Annotated in this window: 22 protein-coding genes; 11 read left to right on the forward strand and 11 right to left on the reverse strand. The window is 39.9% G+C overall.

Annotated features, from left to right (window positions below):
- Position 1: 1 nt before the first annotated feature.
- Positions 2-1,099 carry a hypothetical protein gene (locus VS868_RS04445; RefSeq protein WP_345599333.1) on the forward strand — a complete coding sequence of 366 codons (1,098 nt, stop codon included), beginning with the start codon at positions 2-4 and terminating at the stop codon, positions 1,097-1,099.
- 333 nt (positions 1,100-1,432) lie between these two features.
- On the opposite strand, the gene VS868_RS04450 is transcribed toward VS868_RS04445, so the two are convergent.
- From VS868_RS04450 to VS868_RS04470, 5 genes are all read right to left on the reverse strand, one after another.
- Positions 1,433-2,227: an SDR family oxidoreductase gene (locus VS868_RS04450; protein WP_345599334.1), complete on the reverse strand. Its 795-nt coding sequence runs from the start codon at positions 2,225-2,227 to the stop codon at positions 1,433-1,435.
- A 54-nt stretch (positions 2,228-2,281) separates the two neighbouring features.
- Positions 2,282-2,863: a TetR/AcrR family transcriptional regulator gene (locus VS868_RS04455; RefSeq protein ID WP_345599335.1), complete on the reverse strand. Its 582-nt coding sequence runs from the start codon at positions 2,861-2,863 to the stop codon at positions 2,282-2,284.
- 257 nt (positions 2,864-3,120) lie between these two features.
- Entirely contained in the window at positions 3,121-4,032 is a 912-nt protein-coding gene (locus VS868_RS04460) for a helix-turn-helix transcriptional regulator (protein ID WP_345599336.1), read from the reverse strand.
- A gap of 8 nt (positions 4,033-4,040) precedes the next feature.
- Positions 4,041-4,874 carry an SDR family NAD(P)-dependent oxidoreductase gene (locus tag VS868_RS04465; RefSeq protein WP_345599337.1) on the reverse strand — a complete coding sequence of 278 codons (834 nt, stop codon included), beginning with the start codon at positions 4,872-4,874 and terminating at the stop codon, positions 4,041-4,043.
- 208 nt (positions 4,875-5,082) lie between these two features.
- A complete protein-coding gene (locus VS868_RS04470) occupies positions 5,083-5,433 on the reverse strand; it encodes a nuclear transport factor 2 family protein (protein ID WP_345599338.1) in 351 nt (116 codons plus the stop codon).
- Between the two features lie 752 nt (positions 5,434-6,185).
- Here VS868_RS04470 and VS868_RS04475 point away from each other — a divergent pair.
- The 10 genes from VS868_RS04475 to VS868_RS04520 all read left to right on the forward strand — a co-directional run bounded on the left by VS868_RS04475 (position 6,186) and on the right by VS868_RS04520 (position 15,393).
- The gene (locus VS868_RS04475) at positions 6,186-6,362 is read left to right on the forward strand and encodes a single-stranded DNA-binding protein (protein ID WP_345599339.1); all 177 of its coding nucleotides are present in this window, start codon (positions 6,186-6,188) and stop codon (positions 6,360-6,362) included.
- A gap of 909 nt (positions 6,363-7,271) precedes the next feature.
- The gene (locus tag VS868_RS04480; protein WP_311499732.1) at positions 7,272-7,403 is read left to right on the forward strand and encodes a hypothetical protein; all 132 of its coding nucleotides are present in this window, start codon (positions 7,272-7,274) and stop codon (positions 7,401-7,403) included.
- 464 nt (positions 7,404-7,867) lie between these two features.
- Positions 7,868-8,383, forward strand: coding sequence for a DUF305 domain-containing protein (locus VS868_RS04485; protein WP_345599340.1), 516 nt, complete (start codon positions 7,868-7,870; stop codon positions 8,381-8,383).
- 110 nt (positions 8,384-8,493) lie between these two features.
- Complete coding sequence (locus VS868_RS04490; RefSeq protein WP_265164179.1) at positions 8,494-8,886, forward strand: transmembrane 220 family protein; 393 nt, start codon at positions 8,494-8,496, stop codon at positions 8,884-8,886.
- A 91-nt stretch (positions 8,887-8,977) separates the two neighbouring features.
- A complete protein-coding gene (locus VS868_RS04495; protein ID WP_265164180.1) occupies positions 8,978-9,817 on the forward strand; it encodes an EboA domain-containing protein in 840 nt (279 codons plus the stop codon).
- A 10-nt stretch (positions 9,818-9,827) separates the two neighbouring features.
- Positions 9,828-10,739 carry a TatD family hydrolase gene (locus VS868_RS04500; protein ID WP_265164181.1) on the forward strand — a complete coding sequence of 304 codons (912 nt, stop codon included), beginning with the start codon at positions 9,828-9,830 and terminating at the stop codon, positions 10,737-10,739.
- A gap of 5 nt (positions 10,740-10,744) precedes the next feature.
- Positions 10,745-11,620: a UbiA-like protein EboC gene (gene eboC / locus VS868_RS04505; RefSeq protein ID WP_311499735.1), complete on the forward strand. Its 876-nt coding sequence runs from the start codon at positions 10,745-10,747 to the stop codon at positions 11,618-11,620.
- A 9-nt stretch (positions 11,621-11,629) separates the two neighbouring features.
- Positions 11,630-12,817 (forward strand): 3-dehydroquinate synthase, encoded by a 1,188-nt coding sequence (locus tag VS868_RS04510; protein ID WP_311499736.1) that lies wholly within the window; start codon positions 11,630-11,632, stop codon positions 12,815-12,817.
- Positions 12,814-14,019, forward strand: coding sequence for a metabolite traffic protein EboE (gene eboE / locus VS868_RS04515; protein WP_311499737.1), 1,206 nt, complete (start codon positions 12,814-12,816; stop codon positions 14,017-14,019). Before VS868_RS04510 ends, eboE begins: the two co-directional genes overlap by 4 nt.
- Before the next feature lie 3 nt (positions 14,020-14,022).
- Entirely contained in the window at positions 14,023-15,393 is a 1,371-nt protein-coding gene (locus VS868_RS04520; protein ID WP_345599341.1) for a nucleotide pyrophosphatase/phosphodiesterase family protein, read from the forward strand.
- Positions 15,394-15,422: 29 nt separating this feature from the next.
- Here the strand turns inward: VS868_RS04520 and VS868_RS04525 are convergent, their stop codons facing one another.
- The 6 genes from VS868_RS04525 to VS868_RS04550 all read right to left on the reverse strand — a co-directional run bounded on the left by VS868_RS04525 (position 15,423) and on the right by VS868_RS04550 (position 20,949).
- The gene (locus tag VS868_RS04525) at positions 15,423-16,736 is read right to left on the reverse strand and encodes a PQQ-dependent sugar dehydrogenase (protein WP_265164186.1); all 1,314 of its coding nucleotides are present in this window, start codon (positions 16,734-16,736) and stop codon (positions 15,423-15,425) included.
- A 367-nt stretch (positions 16,737-17,103) separates the two neighbouring features.
- Positions 17,104-18,081, reverse strand: coding sequence for an ion channel (locus VS868_RS04530; RefSeq protein ID WP_345599342.1), 978 nt, complete (start codon positions 18,079-18,081; stop codon positions 17,104-17,106).
- 745 nt (positions 18,082-18,826) lie between these two features.
- Complete coding sequence (locus tag VS868_RS04535; protein WP_265164187.1) at positions 18,827-18,928, reverse strand: heavy metal-binding domain-containing protein; 102 nt, start codon at positions 18,926-18,928, stop codon at positions 18,827-18,829.
- A 150-nt stretch (positions 18,929-19,078) separates the two neighbouring features.
- Positions 19,079-19,327, reverse strand: coding sequence for a heavy metal-associated domain-containing protein (locus VS868_RS04540; RefSeq protein ID WP_189602887.1), 249 nt, complete (start codon positions 19,325-19,327; stop codon positions 19,079-19,081).
- Entirely contained in the window at positions 19,324-19,566 is a 243-nt protein-coding gene (locus tag VS868_RS04545) for a heavy metal-associated domain-containing protein (protein WP_189602886.1), read from the reverse strand. Before VS868_RS04545 ends, VS868_RS04540 begins: the two co-directional genes overlap by 4 nt.
- Before the next feature lie 60 nt (positions 19,567-19,626).
- Complete coding sequence (locus VS868_RS04550) at positions 19,627-20,949, reverse strand: APC family permease (RefSeq protein ID WP_189602885.1); 1,323 nt, start codon at positions 20,947-20,949, stop codon at positions 19,627-19,629.
- Positions 20,950-21,032: the final 83 nt, after the last annotated feature.

The following is a 21,032-nucleotide window of genomic DNA, read 5'->3' on the forward strand; positions in this document are numbered from 1 at the left end:
TATGGGCACAGATACTCTCCGACTCACTCGTAAGATCCAGTTACTAATCGATCTACCTACCAAAGAAGAACGAAAGGAGGCCATGGATAAGCTTTACCTGTGGCGCAATAGATGCTATCAGGCGGCAAACCTCATTGTCTCTCATCTTTATGTACAGGAGATGATCGAAGAGTTCTTTTACTTATCAGAAGGAATAAAGTACAAACTAGTAGATGAAAAGAAAGATGAGAACGGAATGCTCAACCGTTCCCGGATCAATTGCACTTATAGAATGGTTTCCGATCGTTTTAAAGGGAAAATGCCCACCAACATATTGACGAACCTGAACAGTATCATCCTAAGTTCTTTTAAGAAGAACAGAAAAGAGTACTGGAGCGGAGAACGTTCTATTAATAACTTCAGAAGAAATATGGCTTTCCCCTTTGACATGGAGGGTGTTTGCGGGTTGAAGTACAATGAAGAAAAGAAAGCCTTTTGCTTTCAATTTTTTTCCATTCCTGTAAGAACATACCGGGGCAAGGATTTTAACGACAAGTGGGAACTGATGCATCAGCTGGTGAATGGGGAAATAAGAATGCGTACCTCTCATATCCAGTTAAAAGAGGGCAAGATCTTTTTGCTGGCCGTGTTTGAATATGAAAAAGAAAAGCATGTTCTTAAACCCGAAGTGATCGCGGAAGCCAGGTTATCCCTGGAACATCCCATAGCGGTGAAGATTGATAAGGCGAAACTGACCATTGGCACCAGGGAAGAGTTTTTATACCGAAGGCTGGCGATACAAGCCGCCATGAAAAGAACAACTGAAGGTGTCAAGTACTGCAAATCAGGAAAAGGCCGCAAAAGAAAAACAAAAGCTTTGACTAGCTTTCGAGAGAAAGAGCGTAATTATGTTCACCATCGCCTACATGTCTATAGTAGAAAACTCATCGACTTCTGTATAAAGCACCAGGCAGGAACATTGGTTCTCTTAGATCAGGAGAAGAGAATAGAGATAGCCAAAGAGGAAGAATTTGTATTGCGAAACTGGAGTTACTATGATCTAATGACAAAAATAAAGTACAAAGCCGAGAAAGCCGGTATTGAGCTTATAGTGGACTAAATATTTAAAGTGAGGGTGCTTGTACACCCGCAAGGTGAGGTGACAATCACACTCACTGAATGCGAATAGCATATACAACGCGTGAGTGAACTTATAATTAAAAGTGCCGATGAGGGGCCAAAGATGTGAATCTTATTACAGTAAAAAATAATTACGTGTAATTAGATTGATGAATATTAATCCAATAAATATCGAGGGTGCTTGTACACCCGTAAGGTGAGGTCACAGACACTCACTGAATGCGAAGAGCATATACAACGGCGTGGGTTCTCTTATTTTTGATCAGGTCGAATTCTTATACTTTAAACGCCTTTCCTGCTCAAGGTTTTTATTCTACAATACTGCTTTTAAAGCACCTCCATCGGCCCTCAAGCAAGCTCCGTTTGTAGCAATGGAGAGGGGGCTTGAAAGATATGTAGCAAGATGGGCGATTTCATTGGGTTCTATAAATCTCTGTAATAGGGAATGAGGTGTCGTTTGCTGAACAATAGAATCTTTAACCTGTTCTATGGTCAAATTATTTGCATCTGCAATTTGCGATACTGTTGCTGCTACCCCGTCTGAATAAGTTGGCCCTCCCAAAATGGTATTTACCGTTACCTCTGTTCCCTTAGTTAATTTGGATAATCCATTGCCTACAGCCATCATAGCTGCTTTGGTCATTCCGTAGTGGATCATATTTCCTGGAACATTAACGCCAGATTCACTACTTATAAAAAGTATTCGGCCCCATCCTTTTTCGAGCATTTGTGGTAACAGCCTCCTGGAAAGCCTGATACTACTCATCACATTAATTTCAAAAATTCTGTCCCAGTCCTTGTCAGTAATATCTTCAAAATTTTTGAGTTCGAAAATGCCTACATTGTTTATTAAAATGTCTACTTCTTTAAGCTGGCTGAGTAAACTTTCCACCTCGTTCTTATTTCCAAAATCTGCTGCAATACCAGAAACAACGGAGTTGGGAACTAATTTCTTTAATTTAGAAACCGCCTGATTAGTTTTATCTGGTTGTCTACCATTGATAATCACTTCAGCTCCTTCGGCTAGTAATTGCTGTGCAATGGCAAATCCAATGCCTTGTGTAGAACCACTAATAAATGCCTTTTTTGAGTTTAACTGTAAATCCATTTTTTCTATTTTTTCAATTTTTGTAATGATTGTTCCATAAATGGACAAAAAAAATTAATTTAGTAAAGCCAGCTGGATTTCAATTTGTTCCGCAAGTACTTTTTTGTCGGGATAGAGTCTTCTCAAAGTATTTAAACCACACCAAAAAGTAATAAGGTACTTTCCTAGAATAGCAGGATCGGTCTGATTTTTAATTTTACCCTCGATCTGGGCTTTTTCAATTGTTTCTGTGAACATCTGCTCCACATCTTTGAGTATCAGTACTGCTTCCTTCTCAAGATCTTTGTCGACGCATGACATTTCTACAACCGTGTTAGCTATAATACAACCTCTCTGGTGTGATGCTTTATCCTCACGAGTAATACTTCGAAAAAAGTCTTTAATAGCATCCAGGGGCGATTCACTCTCTTCAAGTTCGTTCCGAAACTGATTGAAGGCCTCTCTTCTTTGTTGGATGGCTTTCCTGAACACTTCTTTTTTACCACCTTTGAAGGTGTTATAAAAGCTGCCACTTCCGGCTCCGGTAATTTTCAGCAAATCACTGAGGGAAGTTGCAGTATAGCCTTTCTTCCAGAATAATTCCTGAGCCTTCTTTATTAAGCTCTCGTTATCGTAAAGTGTTGGTCTGCCTCTCATGTATTTTTGTAATGAATGATACAAAAATAGTATAAATTTAACTATTAAGCTATTGCAAAGTGGTTTCAGGAAATAAATGACAGTTGATAGGAAAAAAGCTGCATTAAACGGCAAAACTGAGAAAAATAAAGCTAGGATAACCAACTAAAGTTAAAACAACCTCTTCTTGCAGCTATATTGATATGGTGAATGTTAGATTTTACATCTTTGTCTTTCCTTGCCCATCTACTGGTTGAGCTATGAACTGTAGTCAGAACTCAATTAAATGACACCCTATATTGTAATGGAGTTTTTTTGGTTTTATTTTTGAACATTGTACTAAATGACTGTGGATGACCAAATCCTAGGTCATAAGCTATTTCTTTGATGCTCAAATTTGTGGTGGAAAGCAATTCTTTTGCCTTGTCAATGATAAACCCCTGTATATATGTTTGAGCATTCTGCCCCGTCAGGTTTCGCAGCATTTCACTTAAGTAACTGGGTGACATATTAAGTTCATTGGATATGTGGTGAACAGTTGGCAGTCCCTCAATGGCTGATTTATTATTCAGGTAATCAGTTAGTAATTGCTCAAGTTTCGTCAGCAACTCATTATTTTCGGAATTCCGTGTGAGAAATTGCCTGTAATGGAACCGTTTAGCATAGTTCAGAAGCAGCTCTATATGTGAAATAGCGAGATCCTGGCTGTAATAATCAATATTATTTTTTAATTCACTCTGCATTTGCTGAAAAAGGGATGTAATTATTTTATCCTCCTTTCCTGAAAGATGCAAGGCTTCAGCAGTGGAATAAGCAAAAAAATTGTAATTACCGATTACCTTACCCAATCCATAATTGCGAATCAGCTCTGATTTAAAGACTAACATAAAACCCGATACAGGATCATCCGTAACGTTTGTAACTGAAAATATCTGTCCCGGTTTCGTGAAACTCATTATTCCTTCATCAAAATCATAATCACGCTGCCCGTATTTGAACTTCCCGGAGGAACCTTTTTTACAGGCAACGCAATAGAAATCATAATAAAAACTTTTCCAAATTTCGCTATCTCCAAACTTGAGCAATTCAAAATCAATAACACTTATTAGTGGGTGATCGGGATTTTTCAAGCCGAATAAACGATGCAGTTCAGAAACAGACTTAATCTTATATGGAGCAGCTTTTTGCATTCTACAATTTATTTAAAATCAGTAGATAAAGATAATTCTTTCCATTCTTTTAATTCTTCCTGCTCCCTGTCACGGCTGCCCAATATAGCATTGAAACTGTCGGAACCTAACGGAAGATGTAAAGGTGGATTTTCCATTCGAGAGATTTGAATCAGCACCTGGGCCAATTTTTTCGGATCTCCCAATTGTTTACCATCAAAGCTCCTGAAAGTTTCTACCTGTTCTTTTAGGTTATAAGCATCAATTTTGTTCTTTGCCACTGCCAGACTGCTCTCACTCATAAAGCTTGTGCGGAATGTTCCAGGGGCAAGAATAGTGACGTCTATACCGAAAGGCTCCACCTCCTGTGCAAGGGCTTCAGATAATCCGATGACGGCAAACTTGGATGCACTATAGCTGCCATTACCCGGATAACTCATATAACCCATCATTGAGGAGATATTAATGATGTGCCCGGATTTTTGTCTGCGAAGATGAGGCAATATATGCCTGATTACGTTGGTCATCCCAAATACATTTACATCCATTGTTTCACGGAGTTCAGAATCGCTCAACTCTTCAATATTGCCAAGCAAATTATAACCTGCATTATTGACAACCACACCTATCTGACCAAATACTTTGACACTCTTTGATATGATATCCTTTACCTCTTGTTCATTGGTAACATCCATTTTCAAATGCAACAGATTCCTGTTATCCTCTCCTAAACTTTCCAAAAAGCTGTCTGTACTTCTCGAAGTAGCGATTACTTTATCACCATGGTTTAAAACGGCTTTTGTCACTTCAAGCCCCATTCCTTTGGAAGCTCCTGTAATAAACCAAACTTTTTGTGTGCTCATAATAGTAAGTTTTTATTTACACAAATTTGGATAGTTACTAAGGATCAAAAGTATTTGTATCGAGGATTTAAGTATTTAAATTAAACTGAGTAATTAATAATTTTCTTTACTGCTGAAACTTCTAATCGATGATACAACTAAGCGCTTCAACTAACAATAAGTCGCATTATGAGATGTAAATTATTTACCTCGACTTGTGATCCTCACTTTAATTAGATTCAATGACAAAAGCTTTGAGTTCAGCCATCTTGCCGTCACGAAATCGCCATACATCACAGTAGGAATAGTTTACCATTTGTCCCTGTTCGTTCTTCATCATGATTTTGCCGACTGCAGTAAGAAACTCGCCTTCGGCAATTAAATTTTCGACCATAAATTTCGGCGGCTCCACATAAGCCGATGCCAGGTACTTTCGAACGGCTTCCTTACCCTGTAGCGTCTTATCGCCTATAAACACCCATTTAGTGTCCTCAGTGCAATAAGAAAGAAAACTATCATTGTCACCTTTCGTGATCGCGGCGTTTGCTTGTTCTAAAATTACTTTATTCTTCTCGCTCATTTGAATACTTTTTTTTGGCGTTTAACAACTCGTGTGAAATTTGCATCTCTAAAAGTTTCTTCAACGTCTCTTACAGATCTCGGTTTTCATAAAGTTAAATTATAAATTGCATTAAAATGAGAATTTGAAAATGGTTTGTAGGATTAGAATACTTAGACCATATTTTTAAATACCGTTCAGCACATTCCCGCTACATTTCGCAAAAGCTTCATTCCGGGAAAAGCGCTTCTCTATAAAAGTCCCGGACACAAGTGCAAAAGCAACTGCAGATCATTTATAAATGACCTGCTCTGTTCATCCAGAATACAAGTGACTCCCCCTTTTACTCAGGGCTATGCTTTTCCACTTAAGTCCTCCAAAGTGGATTTCCATGTTTTATTTTAATTCCGCTTCCTGCTTCTGTTTATATTCTTCCTTTTCCATTAGAACTCCTGCCCGGCCTTCACTCCCACTACCTTTTTTTGTGATGCGAAATACCAAAATTTAGAAGTTAGTCCGCACTGCATAAAGCCGGTCTTTTCATTCCCTATTTATAAGTCCTCCCTAATTCTAAATTTTAAAACTGTATTGCATCAAAAAAAAGGTAACAGTGAAGGCTCTGCGGGAAGTAAATCTAATAACTGAAAAAAATGAAATCATACATCATCCACAAAACGGAAGCGGAATTAAAGCATCAAAAAAAAAGGAAAACGTTCAGGATGCAATAAGTAAATCTTTAAAAATCAACTATAAACCTTTTAAATCTTATCATTATGAAAACGCTTAGAAACAAAGTACAGTTAATGGGAAACGTGGGAGAAAATCCTAAATCCCACAGCTTCGAAAATGGAAATTTGGTAGTCCGGTTCTCGCTGGCCACCAATGACTACTACGTAAAGCTCCCGAAGGTGTACAATATAATTGGCCCGGCTTTAAGGTTCAACAGGTAAATCTATCTACCGGAGAAGCCAAAGATTTCATTTATAACAAATCCGGACTTCCAGCCTCGGCGGGCCAAGGGGCTGGTTTGGAGCGCCCTATTCAATTAGAGTGGGACTCCCAGGGAAATTTATATATCGTAGATTTTGGAGTAGTCGAATTTGATGATACGGGTATGAACGCCCACCCTTTTACAGGTGTAATCTGGAAAATAAGCAAACAATAAAAAAATACCGGGAATGGAAATTACAGCTACAGTTTTACTCTTTCTAGGAGCGGTTTTGGCTTTATGGCTTTTACTCGTTTAAGTATGAATATGCAGGTGCCTAAAGTGACCTGATTAGGCCGCGTTGATGGTGGTGTTTTACATAAATTCATTGCATGAATGTTGGCGGTCGGTGTATGGTCTGTGGTAGGTTTGGGACAAATGTCGGCAGGAAAACCGAGGTCCGGGAGCTTTTTTTGGCTTGGTTGTAGGAACTTTGTTGTAGGAAGTGGGATTGGAGGATTGTTTGGTAGTCGTCTAGGTATACGTTCTACTCTGCGGAAAAACGCAAAAAAAATTAGAATACAAAAGTAAAGATAAACTCTATAGACCTAGGCAGCCTTCAAAAGGAAGAACCTTATTATCAATAACTAAAAACCAGAAAACATGGAAACAGAAAGAGAAAAAAAAAGAAAGAATATGTGGTATTGGATCATAGGGACAATTATAGTCCTTCTACTAATCTGGTGGTGGTGGGCAGAAGCTACCTAAGCTGCAATACAATTTTATGACTCAGGGGCTGTAGACCTGGAACAGATTATTTAGATTATGATTGTCACAGGAACAAAACCGGCCTACAGTACATAAATGATTTACCAGGACCCACTACAACAATTGTATGGGAAACTGCTCCCCAATAGTTAAAATTAAAAAGATGAAGGTAAAATATAGAATTATAATTCTTTTTGCTATTCTGATGGGATTCCAAAGTTGTTATCGTATAATGCCTTCCAAAGGCGGCGGCCAGCTGGATGATGTTCCTGAAAAGCGAAATGTAGTAAATTAATTACCATCTCAAAGACCTGTTTTATTTCTATCTCTTCCGCATTAACACAAAAGCACTCTATTGGCTTACAGACACGGGTCCGCTTGATTATTCAGCTTATTATACTTGTCCTAAAAAGAAAAGCAAAAAAGAACGCGGCGTACTCATATAAAATGAAGTTTGCCCTATTTTGAAAAAGCTTATTGAGCCGGGAGGTCAGGCCTATTTCACTCTTGGAAAACTATTAATTCAAGGGCTACAGCTCTTTAAAGTTTACCGTAAAGAAATCATCCTGAAAATCACTCCCAAAGACAAAAATTACATTTAACACAATTTTTATGTAATTAAATTTTCAAGCTATTTAATTTGTAAAAGCGTTTAATACTCAATCAAATTAAGCTTAAATCAGAAATAACTTCTAACCAAATAATCTAAAAATGGAAAATAATCAAAACAACAAAAAGCCTTACATAAAGTTTTTTTTAATGATAGCAACTTCAATGATTGCCATGTTCTTTCTGATGTATGTACATTCTTACCAAATTATAGATCATTTTTGGTATAGTGAAACCAGATTGTTTATGACAATGATCATGGGAGGGGCAATGATCATTATTATGTTATTGTATATGCTCAACATGTACAAAAACAAAAAAGCTAATATGCTCACTCTTGCTTTCGGAGTTTTACTAATAGGTGGTTCGATATGGCTGGTACGAAGCCAGGTAACTGTTTCAGATACAGATTACATGGAAGGCATGATACCTCACCATTCAATCGCAATTTTAACCAGCGAACGTTCTCAAATAGAAGATGTTAGGGTAAGAGAGCTTGCAGATAAAATCATTAAGGCGCAGCGTAGGGAGATCATGGAAATGCAATGGCTAATAAATGACATAAGAGAAAACGGCATAGTAGAAACAGAGGAAGAAAAAAAGGAACGTCCGGTTCCAGATTTTGAAGGTACGGTCGAGAAAGAGACCATAGATCTATATGAATAACTAAATTCTTGCTAAATCGGCTAATCTTCTTAAATCACGTTTATAACTTTAAATGAGAACCTCCAGCACCTTGTGGGGCGAAGCTGACTAATGTTCAAAACCAACTTTTCGTGAAAATAGCCAATGGATTTTTTGCAGTAATTTTTCTTGTTTCTGCCGCTATACAACACAACGACCCGGATCCACTTTTATGGATGTCAATATATGGCTACGGTGCACTGATCTGTACCCTGGCGATTTTCCGGAAGGATAGTAGGATTTTACATTATGCAGGCCTGGCCGTTTTCGTTTCTTACGCTGTGTATTTGTTTTTTATTCATAACGGCGTCTACACCTGGTTCAGCTTGCATTCTGCAGAAAATATCACCGGATCAATGTCAGATGAAAAACCATGGATTGAAGCCACCCGGGAATTTTTCGGGCTTCTTATTCTCAGTTTTGCCCTTTTATTAAACCTGATCTTTCGAAAACAGAGAAAAGGCTCTACCTCTTCCTATAGCTGAAATTAAGATAAATACAACAGAGGATGAAGATTAGATTTCTTATATTAAAAAGGCATTGGCACATCGAACTGCAACCAAAAATTTAATCACAATGAAACAGCCACAAAAACTACTGCTAGATTGGATCGCTGAGGTTTGTTCTTCAGAAGAAGTAAAATGGCTTGAGGAGGAAGAAAAAAAGTTCAGATCTCAAGGAAATGAGAGGGATCTGGTATTAGCTTTTTCTAAGGTTCCTCGAAAAATTACCCGAAAAGATCTGAATATTGGGCCTGAAGAAACCTTTAAGGCGCAAACGCTGAAAAAGAATTGGCATCCGGAGAATCTTGATTCAGAGCAGGCGGCAAGAATTCTGCTTCTGCTTTCTTTTGCGTCAGAGAAGCCGGAAGAATTTTCAGGTACAGTTGAAAAATTGTTGGAAACTGCAGATCTAAATGAACAAATCACTATTTATTCAGCTCTACCATTGTTTCCTAATCCTGAAAGATTTCTCCAAATAGCTTACAGCGGTACCCGTTCTAATGCTACCTCTGTCTTTGACACCATTACATTGGAAAATCCTTATCCTTATGAACATTTTTCAGAAGAAGCTTATAATCGGCTGGTACTTAAAGCCGCTTTTATGGAGAGGCCTTTTTGGAAAATTGTCGGCATCCCCGAACGTGCCAATCCGGTACTTGCTGAGTTACTGCTGGATTTGGTCTCAGAAAGATGGTCTGCCGGCAGGGAGTTTAATCCACTCGTCTGGCGATTAATTACTCCTGCCTTAACTGAAAATCGCTTTCGGGAATTTAAAACAAGGGCAAAACAAATGGATCCCATAAATGAAGAAGCTGTTGTTCTTGCTTATGAGCAACATAAAAATTCTTCAACTCCGGATTCCCGAAAGTGGGAAGAATTACTTGAAAAATGGGAAACTCAAATACACACCTAAATATTGACATATGAAATTTATAGATCCACACATTCACATGACATCCCGAACTACAGATGACTACAGCCGTATGCGCGAGGCAGGAATTGTAGCTATAATTGAACCTTCTTTTTGGCTTGGCCAGTTACGAACAAATGTTGGCACATTTAAAGACTATTACAGTAGCCTTATAGGCTGGGAAAGGTTCAGGGCGAGTCAGTTCGGGATCAAACACTATTGCACCATCGGCCTTAATTCAAAGGAAGCCAATAATGAAGAACTGGCAGAACAAGTGATGGATCTGCTGCCCCGGTTTGCTCTCAAGGAAGGTGTTGTGGGAATAGGGGAAATAGGATTTGACGAACAAACAAAAGCAGAAGAAAAATACTTCAGAAAACAGCTGGACCTGGCAAAAGAGCTGGAACTACCGGTGCAGATCCATACACCGCACAGGGACAAGAAAAAAGGTACTTCTTTAAGCATGGATATATGCCTGGAGCATGGACTTGACCCGGAATGGGTAGTAATAGACCACAACAACGAAGAGACAGTCAAAGAAGTTCTGGACAGAGGTTTTTGGGCAGGGTTTACTATATATCCCAACACCAAAATGGGAAATGAACGTATGGTGGAGGTTGTGAAGCAATACGGTTCAAAGAATATATTCATAAACAGTGCCGCCGACTGGGGGATTAGTGATCCTCTCGCAGTCCCAAAAACAGCTGCCCTAATGCAAAGAAGAGGTATTGATCAAAAGGATATTGAAAAGGTAACCTACGGCAATGCACTGGTTGCATTTGGACGCAGCGGACAAATGAAAGAAGAGGACTGGGAAACGGAAAAAGAAATTGATCTCAATGCCAAATTCTCGGGGAATTCGGTTCTACGTGGGGAACAAATTCCGACTTCTCAATCAAACGAAGAGGACATCCTAATAAAGTAGAATAAATGTTGCCATACCTGAAGCTAATGAGGCCTGCAAATATCATAACCGCCTTTGCAGATATACTTGCGGGATCATCAATTGTTGCCGGGGGTTTAGTCGTATTTTATAGTGCAGATCTCTACCTGTTATTGTTGGCGACAGCAGGCTTGTATGGTGGCGGGGTAGTCCTGAACGATTATTTTGATGCCGAAATAGATCAACAGGAACGACCGGAACGGCCTATTCCAAGTGGACAGGTGACCAAAAAGGAGGCTTTGAGCCTGGGAGTGGTGCTTTTTCTGATTGGAATAGCAGCTTCTTTTGTGGTTAATGTAGTTTCAGGGTTTTTGGCAGTGGCTATTGCAGTTTTAGCCACCGCTTATGACGCCAAAGGGAAACATATTGACTGGATAGGCCCCATAAATATGGGGCTTTGCAGGGGTTTAAATCTCCTCCTGGGAATGTCAATACTTCCTGCTATCACTGGGGAAAACTGGTACCTGCTATTCATTCCGGTAATTTACATTGCAGCCATAACCTCCATTAGCAAAGGTGAGGTAACAGGTTCTACCCGGAAACCCTTATATGTGGCAGCTTTTTTTTATCTTTTGGTCATTACAGCTATTGCATATTTGGGATATGAATCAGAAGCCAGCGACTTCTTTTCCACTGTTCTGTTTGTAATCCTGTTTGCAGCTCTTATCCTGCCTCCCCTTGTTCGGGCTATTAAAGAACCTTCAGCTAAGAAAATACGCCTGGCTGTAAAAGTGGGGATCATCTCCCTGATTGTTATGAACGCAGCCATTGCGGCTTCCTCAGCAGGTCTTGTTTTTGGGCTTGTGGTGTTGACTCTTTTACCCTTTTCTTTCCTGACCGGAAAATTGTTCCCGGTCACTTAAAACCTTGTTATGAATTCCAAAATAAGTGCTCAAAAAACAAACATCCGGCAAAGCTTCACTCTACCTGTAGCGTATGACGTGTATTTTACCGAAGATCTTTTTGCCCCTGCAAATCCCACTTTTAAGCAGGTATTCAGTCGAAAGACAGAAAAAAAATTAAAGCTTTTATTTGTGGTTGACAGTGGTTTACTTGAAAAAACACCGGGCCTTCAGGAAAAAATCAGGACTTACTGCGAAGATATTTTACAACTCGAGGATTTTCCCGATCCCATCATTCTACCGGGTGGCGAAGAGAGCAAGAACTATTTAGATCACGTTACTTCTGTTCTGGATCAAATTAATAAATATGGCATTTCCAGGCATTCGTTCGTAGTAGCTATTGGAGGAGGCGCCGTGCTCGATGCCGCAGGATTTGCAGCAGGCATTGCGCATCGCGGAGTAAGACTGATAAGAGTTCCCACCACTGTTTTATCCCAGAATGATTCGGGCGTGGGCGTCAAAAATGGAATAAACTGGTACAACAAAAAGAATTTCCTGGGAACCTTCACCCCTCCCTTCGCTGTCATCAATGATCAGCAGTTTTTACGAACTTTAGAAGAAAGAGACTGGCGAGGCGGCATTTCTGAAGCCGTGAAAGTGGCCCTTATTAAAGACAGGAATTTTTTTGACTGGATTAAGAATGACACCGAAAGACTGGTCAACCGGGATAATGAAAGTATGCAGTACCTCATTTACAGATGTGCAGAGCTTCATTTAGAACATATCTCTTCGGGAGATGCATTTGAAACAGGCTCCTCCCGGCCTCTTGATTTTGGCCACTGGGCAGCTCATAAACTGGAACAGTTCACCAATTACTCCTTAAGACACGGCGAAGCTGTTGCTATAGGAATCTCTCTGGATTGCGTCTATTCATGGAAGACCGGCTTGATAAAAAAATCTACTTGTGACAAGGTGCTTCAACTACTTTGGAATCTGGGTTTCAGATTATATACGCCGGAATTACTTCGATTGGAAGAAAAAGAATTTGAGGTGCTCGAAGGCCTTCAGGAATTTCGGGAACATTTAGGCGGGGACCTCACTATTATGCTACTTGAAGAAATTGGCAAGGGGAAAGAGGTACATCAAATAGATCAGGATAAAATGAAGGAATCCATCCTTTTTCTTGAGAAGGAAGATCAAAAAATTGGTGCATCTTGAAATACAAAAACTATCATCTTACCTACTGTACCAATGTGCATCCCGGGGAAGACTGGGCAACCACTTTCACTCAGCTTAAGAAGTATATCCTGCCTTTAAAGGAAAAATTGGCACCTGAGACACCCTTTGGCATCGGCTTGAGATTGTCGGCAAAAGCTGCAGCCGGTCTCCTGGAAAATAACGGGCTGGACAAATTTCAAAAATGGCTTGAACAAAACGACCTGTACGTATTCACCATGAATGGCTTCCCTTACGGCACTTTTCACGCCACGCATGTTAAAGAAAAGGTACATGACCCCGACTGGAGCACTAAGGAAAGACTAAAATACACCGGGGACCTTATTGAAATTTTGGGCAAGCTTATACCGGCGGAAATTAGTTCAGGCAGCATTTCAACATCTCCCGTATCTTATAGGTTTACTCAGAAAAATATTAAAAATGATAAGGAGACTGAACAGAAGATCACTGAAAATTTCGCTGCTGTTGTGGAGCTGCTTTTTCAGCTGAAGGAAAGTACAGGTACAGAGATTCATCTGGATATAGAACCCGAACCGGATGGAATGGTAGAAAGTTCAGCCGAGGCGGTAGCATTCTTTGAATATTTAGTACAGGATGTTGGGGTACTTCTACAAAAAAAGCTCAGGGTCCCGGCGGAAAAAGCACATGCCATCATTTTGGATCATCTTAGGATCTGCTATGATGTTTGCCATTCTGCCCTTCTTTATGAGGAACCATCTGAAGTCATGGCAAATTTTGAGAAAGCAGGAATAAAGATTGGAAAAATCCAAATAAGTTCAGCCTTGAAGATCGCTATTCCCCTGGAGCAACCTGAGCGGAAAAGAATTCAGGACCGTTTGACAGCTTTTGCAGATTCTGTTTATTTACATCAGGTAGTGGGTTTACTACCCGACGGTTCTTTTGAACGCTATAAAGATCTTCCGGCTGCCTTAGAAAGTTTGCCCGTGACCCATTCCACCGAATGGCGAATTCATTTCCACGTTCCCATTTTTGCTGCGGAATATGATGAGATCTGCTCTACCCGGCAACAAATAGAAAAGGTTTTTTCCCTACCAAACCTGAAGGAGATCACTTCTCATCTTGAGATAGAGACCTACACCTGGGATGTATTGCCCGAAAAGAATCAAAGCTCTTTAACCGAATCTATTGCCCATGAATATCGGTGGGTGCTAAGTAACCTTTAAAAAATGAAAAAAACAGTCGTTATTAATGTAGTTGGACTTTCAAAGAATTTAGTGGGAGACAAAACACCTTTCTTAAAAGGGTGGGCAGGAAAAAAACAGGTAAGAGCTATAGATCCGGTACTTCCCGCTGTTACGTGTAGCGCCCAGGCTACTTACCTTACAGGGAAATATCCTGAAAAGACAGGGATTGTAGGCAATGGCTGGTTTTTTAAAGAGGAAAGTGAAGTGAAATTCTGGAGGCAACCCAACCAGCTTGTACAAAGCGAAAAGATCTGGGAAACGCTGAAGAAAAGTAATCCGGATTTCACCTGTGCAAATTTTTTCTGGTGGTACAATATGTATTCCTCTGTGGACTATTCGATCACCCCTCGCCCAATGTATCCGGCAGACGGCAGGAAAATTCCTGATATCTATACCTTCCCCTCCCATTTAAGAGATGATCTGCAGAGGGAATTAGGACAATTTCCTCTGTTCAAATTCTGGGGCCCTGCCACTTCAATTGAGGCTTCAACATGGATTGCTCGGGCCTCGAAGATGGTCGATGCACAAAATGATCCCACTTTGACTCTCATTTATATTCCACACCTGGATTATAATTTTCAGCGCCTGGATTCACATCATCCCAATATTGACAAAGACCTGAAACAGGTGGACGAAATTTGTCAGGACCTTATCAACTACTATGAATCTAAAGGTGCTGAAGTAATTTTACTTTCTGAATATGGAATAACTGAAGTAGAACGTCCTGTTTATATCAACAAACTGCTAAGGGAAAAAAACTGTATCGCTGTCAGGGAGGAACTGGGTTATGATGTTTTTGATGCTGGCGCCAGTGAAGCTTTTGCTGTTTGTGATCACCAGCTCGCCCACATTTACGTCAGGGACAAAAGCAGGATTTCTCTAATAGGAAAACTGCTAGGGGAGCTACCCGGAATTGAAAAGTTAATTACAGGAGAAGAGAAAAAGGAGTATCACCTGGATCATGAACGTGCCGGAGATATTATTGCTATTGCCGACAAGGATTCCTGGTTTTGTTACTATTACTGGCTGGATGACAAAAAAGCTCCTGACTACGCCCGAACAGTCGACATTCACCGGAAGCCGGGATATGACCCTGCCGAGCTTTTTATCGATCCTGACATAAAATTCCCCAAGCTGAAAATAGGTCTGAAATTACTACGGAAAAAGCTGGGCTTCCGGACACTCATGGATGTAGTTCCGTTAAAGCCTGAGCTGGTAAAAGGTTCCCACGGCCGCCGTCCTGAATCAACCGGGGATTGGCCGATCTTCATTTCTTCTTCTAAGGGAAAAGAAGCAACCTTAAAACCTGTGGCTGTCTTTGACGAGATTAGATCCGCGGTACTTTCAGAATGAACTAGCTCATCACATAAAGCTAACTTTATTTAAGGAGCAACCATTTTAAAAACCTTGCCGGTAGTACCTATAGGGCCTTCTTCATCGGTTGTAAGAATAAACATTTCTCCTTCCTTGTTCTGACCGAAAGACAATAAATAATGGCCGATTGAAGTAGAGTTGGTCTGAGCAATTTTCAGCTCTTGAAAATCCCACATGCCGGTCTCTTTTGGAGTTGAAACGAACACGGCTCCCGCAGGTTTTCCATGATGCTGCGTCCAGGTGCCAAAAATGTACTTTCCGTCCATATTTCTAAGGTCTTCACCCCTGTAAACATAACCTCCTATGACGACCAGGCCTTTGCCTCCATGGTCGGTCCCGCCTTGTTTAAATTCAATCACAGGACTTATTAAAGGGTTGCCCATCTTATCTTTTTCGGGACATTTCTCCTTCTCTTTATCGTTATTATAGGCATTGAAGCAGTGTGTTCCTTCCATCACGTTCCATCCATAATTGCCACCTTTTGTGATCACACTTACTTCTTCCCAAAGTACCTGTCCTGCATCTCCCGCAATGAGATCATTGGTTCCTTTCATGTCAAACGAGAACCTGTACGGATTTCTGAGCCCGTAGGCGTAGATCTCGTCCATTCCCTCCTTATCTACAAAAGGATTGTCATCAGGAATATTATAAGGAGCATCTCCATTTACGTCAATTCTCAGGATACTGCCCAGCAGGTTTTGCTCTACATCCTGCCCATTACCACCGGCATTTTCCCCATACCAATCAGGTACATGTCCCATGTCGATATCATTTGCCCCACCACCATCGCCAAGGGCAATGTAGAGGTAATTGTCTGGCCCAAAGGCCAAAGTCCCAGCATTGTGATTATCCTGTGGCTGATCGACCTTCAGAATGATCTTTTCTGAAGCTTTGTCAGCCATATCGGGGTTATCCGGAGAGACCCTGAATTCTGAAATGTGGCTGGTATGATCCCAGTTCTCGGGACCATCCCCACTCAGGGGTGCACTATAATAGACGAAGAACCTGCCGTTTTCACTATAATTGGGGTGAAAAGCAAGTCCTAACAAACCTCGTTCTTCATGGGCATCTTTTAGTTCAACTATCTTATTTTTCAGATTTAAGAATGGTTCTTCCAAAAGTCCTTTTTGGGGAGTATGAATTCGGATCACCCCTACCTGGTCAACGATGAAATACCTTCCAGATTCATCAGGAGATTCAACAAATGCCACAGGGGAAACTAGATTATCTGCTACAACCTCCAGTCCTACCGATTCCTGCGAAAAAGTTGCGAAGGATATAGTTAATAAGCAGATTAAAGAGAAAAAGGATTTGATTTTCATAATGGTCTATTTTTAGTGGAATTCCTTGTTATCAATCTGTTAGCAAGGTACACAAAACCATATACAGCAGTGGTTAACAGGCTGTTAAAGACTGACATATGACTGTTAAGTCTATAAATACTAAATCGACATTTAACCGCTCTATTTAACTATGATTTAAACTTATCCTCTTAATAACTTTAAAGAGAGTAAAGTATTAGTTCTTCAATAGTATTTCTATCATTTTATTTTAAAAAAAAGAAGAATATTTGAATGTAATTTTATCCATGGCTATCTATAGTAAAAATCGATTCCGCTAGGAGAGACATTTTATTTTTAAGTTTTTTATTCAGAATAGAGGATATAATTGTTAATTATGACATATTTTTTAGCTTTCTTGATCCTGTTCCACGACCTGGTGCCAGCTAAGGCCCTCGCTTCTAAGCAAGCTCCCCAAAATACGCCTACGCTCAACCAACTCTTGTGAGTTTCTTTGAGTCAAACTGCGCGGTAAATCTTCATTGCCTGGGGAAACTTCAGCTTTAGGCAAGCTGCGGGAGAAATTTTTATCTAGATTTCGAAGAAAATCTGACAGAGAAGAACGCAAAATTTTCAATTCCTCCCGAAAATTTTCTCCCTTGTTAGATTTAAGAAGAATTGATAAAGCCTCATCTAATCTTGTGATATTAATACTGAACGAGTCTTTCACTTGGGACCGACTGTAGTAATGAACAACAGGATAAGCCTGATGACTTACGGAATGTTCGTCTACCTTCTCCTGAAGGTCAAGGATCTGTAGGTAACTATAGGGGGAATCTAGTCTAAGTAACTTATTTGCTATGGCCTGGGGGCTATTACCCAAATTATGGATGCTTTTCGCCAGGGTTCTTTTCTTTACCACAGCAGATGAAACTGAAAGAAAATAAGTCATCGAGCTGGTGAAAAAAATGAATCCAAAGAAGGAAAAGCAGCTCGTAACCAGTTCAAAAAAAGGCGATATAGGTTTAAAATTTCCCATCCCCAGAGTAGAAAGTATATATCCAGTAAAATAGAGCCGTTCCCAGAAATTTGCTACTCTGCCGCTACTGTTAGTAATATCCTCGGGGTTGAAAGAATAAACCAGGAAAAGTCCAAACCAAATCATAGAAAGCCATACTGCGAGGATCATGAGATTTATGAATAGCCCGTGATAGTTATAAAGCTTTCTCCCAAAAATCCCCACACAGAACTGTAGTATCCTATCTGATAAAATTGCCACATTTTCAGAAATAGAACCCGCCCCACTGGCGGAAAGAGTAGTGTAAAAGAAATCATGTATAGCTATTAATAGTATAATGAATCCAAGGATTAGCAATGTTTCTGACATTTTATTATTTATTTGTTTTTATCTATGTTATAATTTTTGAGAAGCCAATATAAATAGACCCTGAAATTCATCCTGAAATCCTACAAAAAAAAGAATCATTAGGTGAAATTTCTTTCTCTCCTTTAGAATCAACCTCTATTACAGGCTCACAGAAAACTTCTTCTGCTATCCACCATCCCAACTCTACAATTACTATTGAAGCGAAAATCAGACACCATAGCCGCTTATTCGCATCTCTCTCTCTTTTGAAATCCATAACGTAATTTGTATCAATTTTGAACAAATTAGTTATTATGGATTTCGCCCTGTTCTATTATTTTAGAAAATACATTCACTATCCCAGGATAATGGTAATTTAGATTGTAATGTCTTTGTCAAGGAACCATAGATTTTCATTATATGCTAAACCTTTGCAGCTCTAAGACGCCAAGCATTTGCTATTACCGCAACAGGGCTGCAATAGCCAAGGCAGCAATTATAGGTGAAAGAAGTATTACTAAAAATGACTACGGCAATCCTGCTGCAACTGGAATACCCAGGGTCTTGTTTTCAATAAGCTCGTTCAAAAAACATCCAGGTGGCATAAAAAACAACAGGAACAGATAGCCCTAAATGAACCCATTTCCGGTACTTTCAATCCATTAGCTCTAACAGTGGATTATCTGAAAACATTTCCTCAGACATCGCTGCTATTAAATTAGGAACGGTGAAGACAGTAGCAGTCAAGAACTTCTTCAGCAGTTTCTTAAGTCTTATCATCTCCATCCACACCTCCTTCCATAGGCACAAGATCCATCCCGCAAATTGGGCAGGAACCCATTTCATCCTCTACTGTTTTAGGATGCATGAGGGAGGTAAATCACTGAGGCATCTTTTGCGAAAACGGTACTTCCACAAGATTCACCCTACACACCGTGCAATCCCCGGGTTTGTTGTAGGTTTTTTCCTCCTCGCAGTACATTGGATAATAAAAGGTTCCAGATCCTCCCGTCGCTTTTTATGTATTTTCTTTAGACGGTTTTTTGGGTTTCTCTCCCGGCACAGTGATAGAATAAGTTCCTCCATCTTCCTCCAGCTTTTTCTGAAAGGTTTTAAGTGGAATATGTTTATCCATCTCTATCATCGCCTCTTCCTTTTCTAGGTCTACCGAAGCCTTTGTGACTCCTTCTACTTCATTTAAGGTTTTTTCGACACGGCTACGGCAGCCGTTGCAGGTCATCCCGTGAACAGCATAGGTATGCGTCATATTGTTTGAGAACTACCTTCATCCTCAAGTGGTAGAGCAATAGAATAGCTTCCTTTCGTTTCTTCCAGTGCCTGCTGTAGCTTTGCCACGGGCACATGCTGCTTCATCTCAATAACTGCCTGTTCATTCTGAAGGTTTACTTCAACATTAGATACTCCTTCAACTCCCTGCAAAGCTTTCTCCACCGTACTTCGGCAGCCGTTGCAGGTCATTCCTGATATTTTATATTTATGGGTCATTTAATTACGTTTTTAGTTAAAATAATTTACGCTACTATTCTGTAAAAGTAGAATTTGTATTTACTCATGGGAATGCATATCAGCTTCCCCTTCGTCAAACCTGTTTTTCAGAAAGAAAAATTCAGCAATAAAAATTAGAATAATAGAAGGAACCGCGACATAAATTATAAATATGTCAGTTTGAGATTTTACAATCAAGAAGGCAAGAAGAACAACAACATCAAGAATAATTGCTGTAATCAAAATAGCTGATTTTGCTTTTACTTCCTTTCTCAGATATCTCAAAACCCCCACATGAACGATTATATCCATGACCAGGTAGAAAATAGCACCCAAAGAAGCAATTCGGCTTAGGTCAAAGAATATGGTCAAGATAATTGCAATTACTACTATATATATCAGCATATGCCTTTGGATAGTTCCAGACATTCCAAGATGGCTATGGGGGATTAAATGCATATCTGTGAGCATTCCTGTCATCCGGGAAACTGCAAAAATACTGGCGATCACCCCGGAAACCGTTGCTATAATAGCAATTCCAACGGTAAAGATTAATCCAAAATCCCCGAACAGGGGCCGAGCAGCTTCCGCAAGCGAGTAATCTTTTGCTTCTATTATTTGAGTAATAGAAAGATTCGATCCTACAGCCAGAGCTACTAAAAAATAGATTACCACACAAGTTGATAAAGAAATTACTATGGCCCTACTAACATTTTTGTGAGGCTTTTCAATTTCACTCCCGCTATTGGTTATAGTAGTAAAACCTTTATATGCCAAAATAGATAAGGCAAGTGCAGCAACATAATCAACAATGCTGTTTTTGCGTTCTTCAGAAGGAACAGCCGCATCCAGATCCACCCCGGAAGCCCAAAGGGCTCCAGCTGCAAAAATAATTAAACCTCCAATTTTTAAAGCTGCCATATAAAGGGAGATTTTTCCAATTGCTTTATTTCCAAGAATATTTACAACAAAGGCTGTTATAAGCAATCCTACCCCTAAGGCTGGAACCCAGAAGCTTCTTTCCCCAGCATCAAATAGCTGCAAGGTGTAACTCCCAAATGTCCTGGCGACCAGGCTTTCATTAATAATCATAGAAAAGGCCATGAGCAAAGATGCGGCAGCTGTAATAGTTCCTTTGCCATACGCTTTTTGCAGGTACATAGCTATCCCTCCTGCTGAAGGATAAGCATTGGACATTTTAATATAAGAGTAGGCACTAAAACCGGAAATAATTCCTCCCAGGATAAAAGCATATGCAAAGTATTCCCCGGAGAGTTCGGCCACCTGCCCAAGGAGCGCAAAAATCCCTGCACCAATCATTACACCTGTTCCCATTGCCACCGCACCGGTAAGGGAAAGGCTGTTCTTTTTATATTCAGACATATAATTCTTTAAAAAAAATCAATCAACCTTCAATATAACTTCAAAAAAAGGAAATTCCGGGCTTTCATTTAATAAGCTGAATT

It is taken from the genome of Salinimicrobium sp. 3283s (assembly GCF_039602225.1).
Taxonomy (GTDB): domain Bacteria; phylum Bacteroidota; class Bacteroidia; order Flavobacteriales; family Flavobacteriaceae; genus Salinimicrobium; species Salinimicrobium profundisediminis.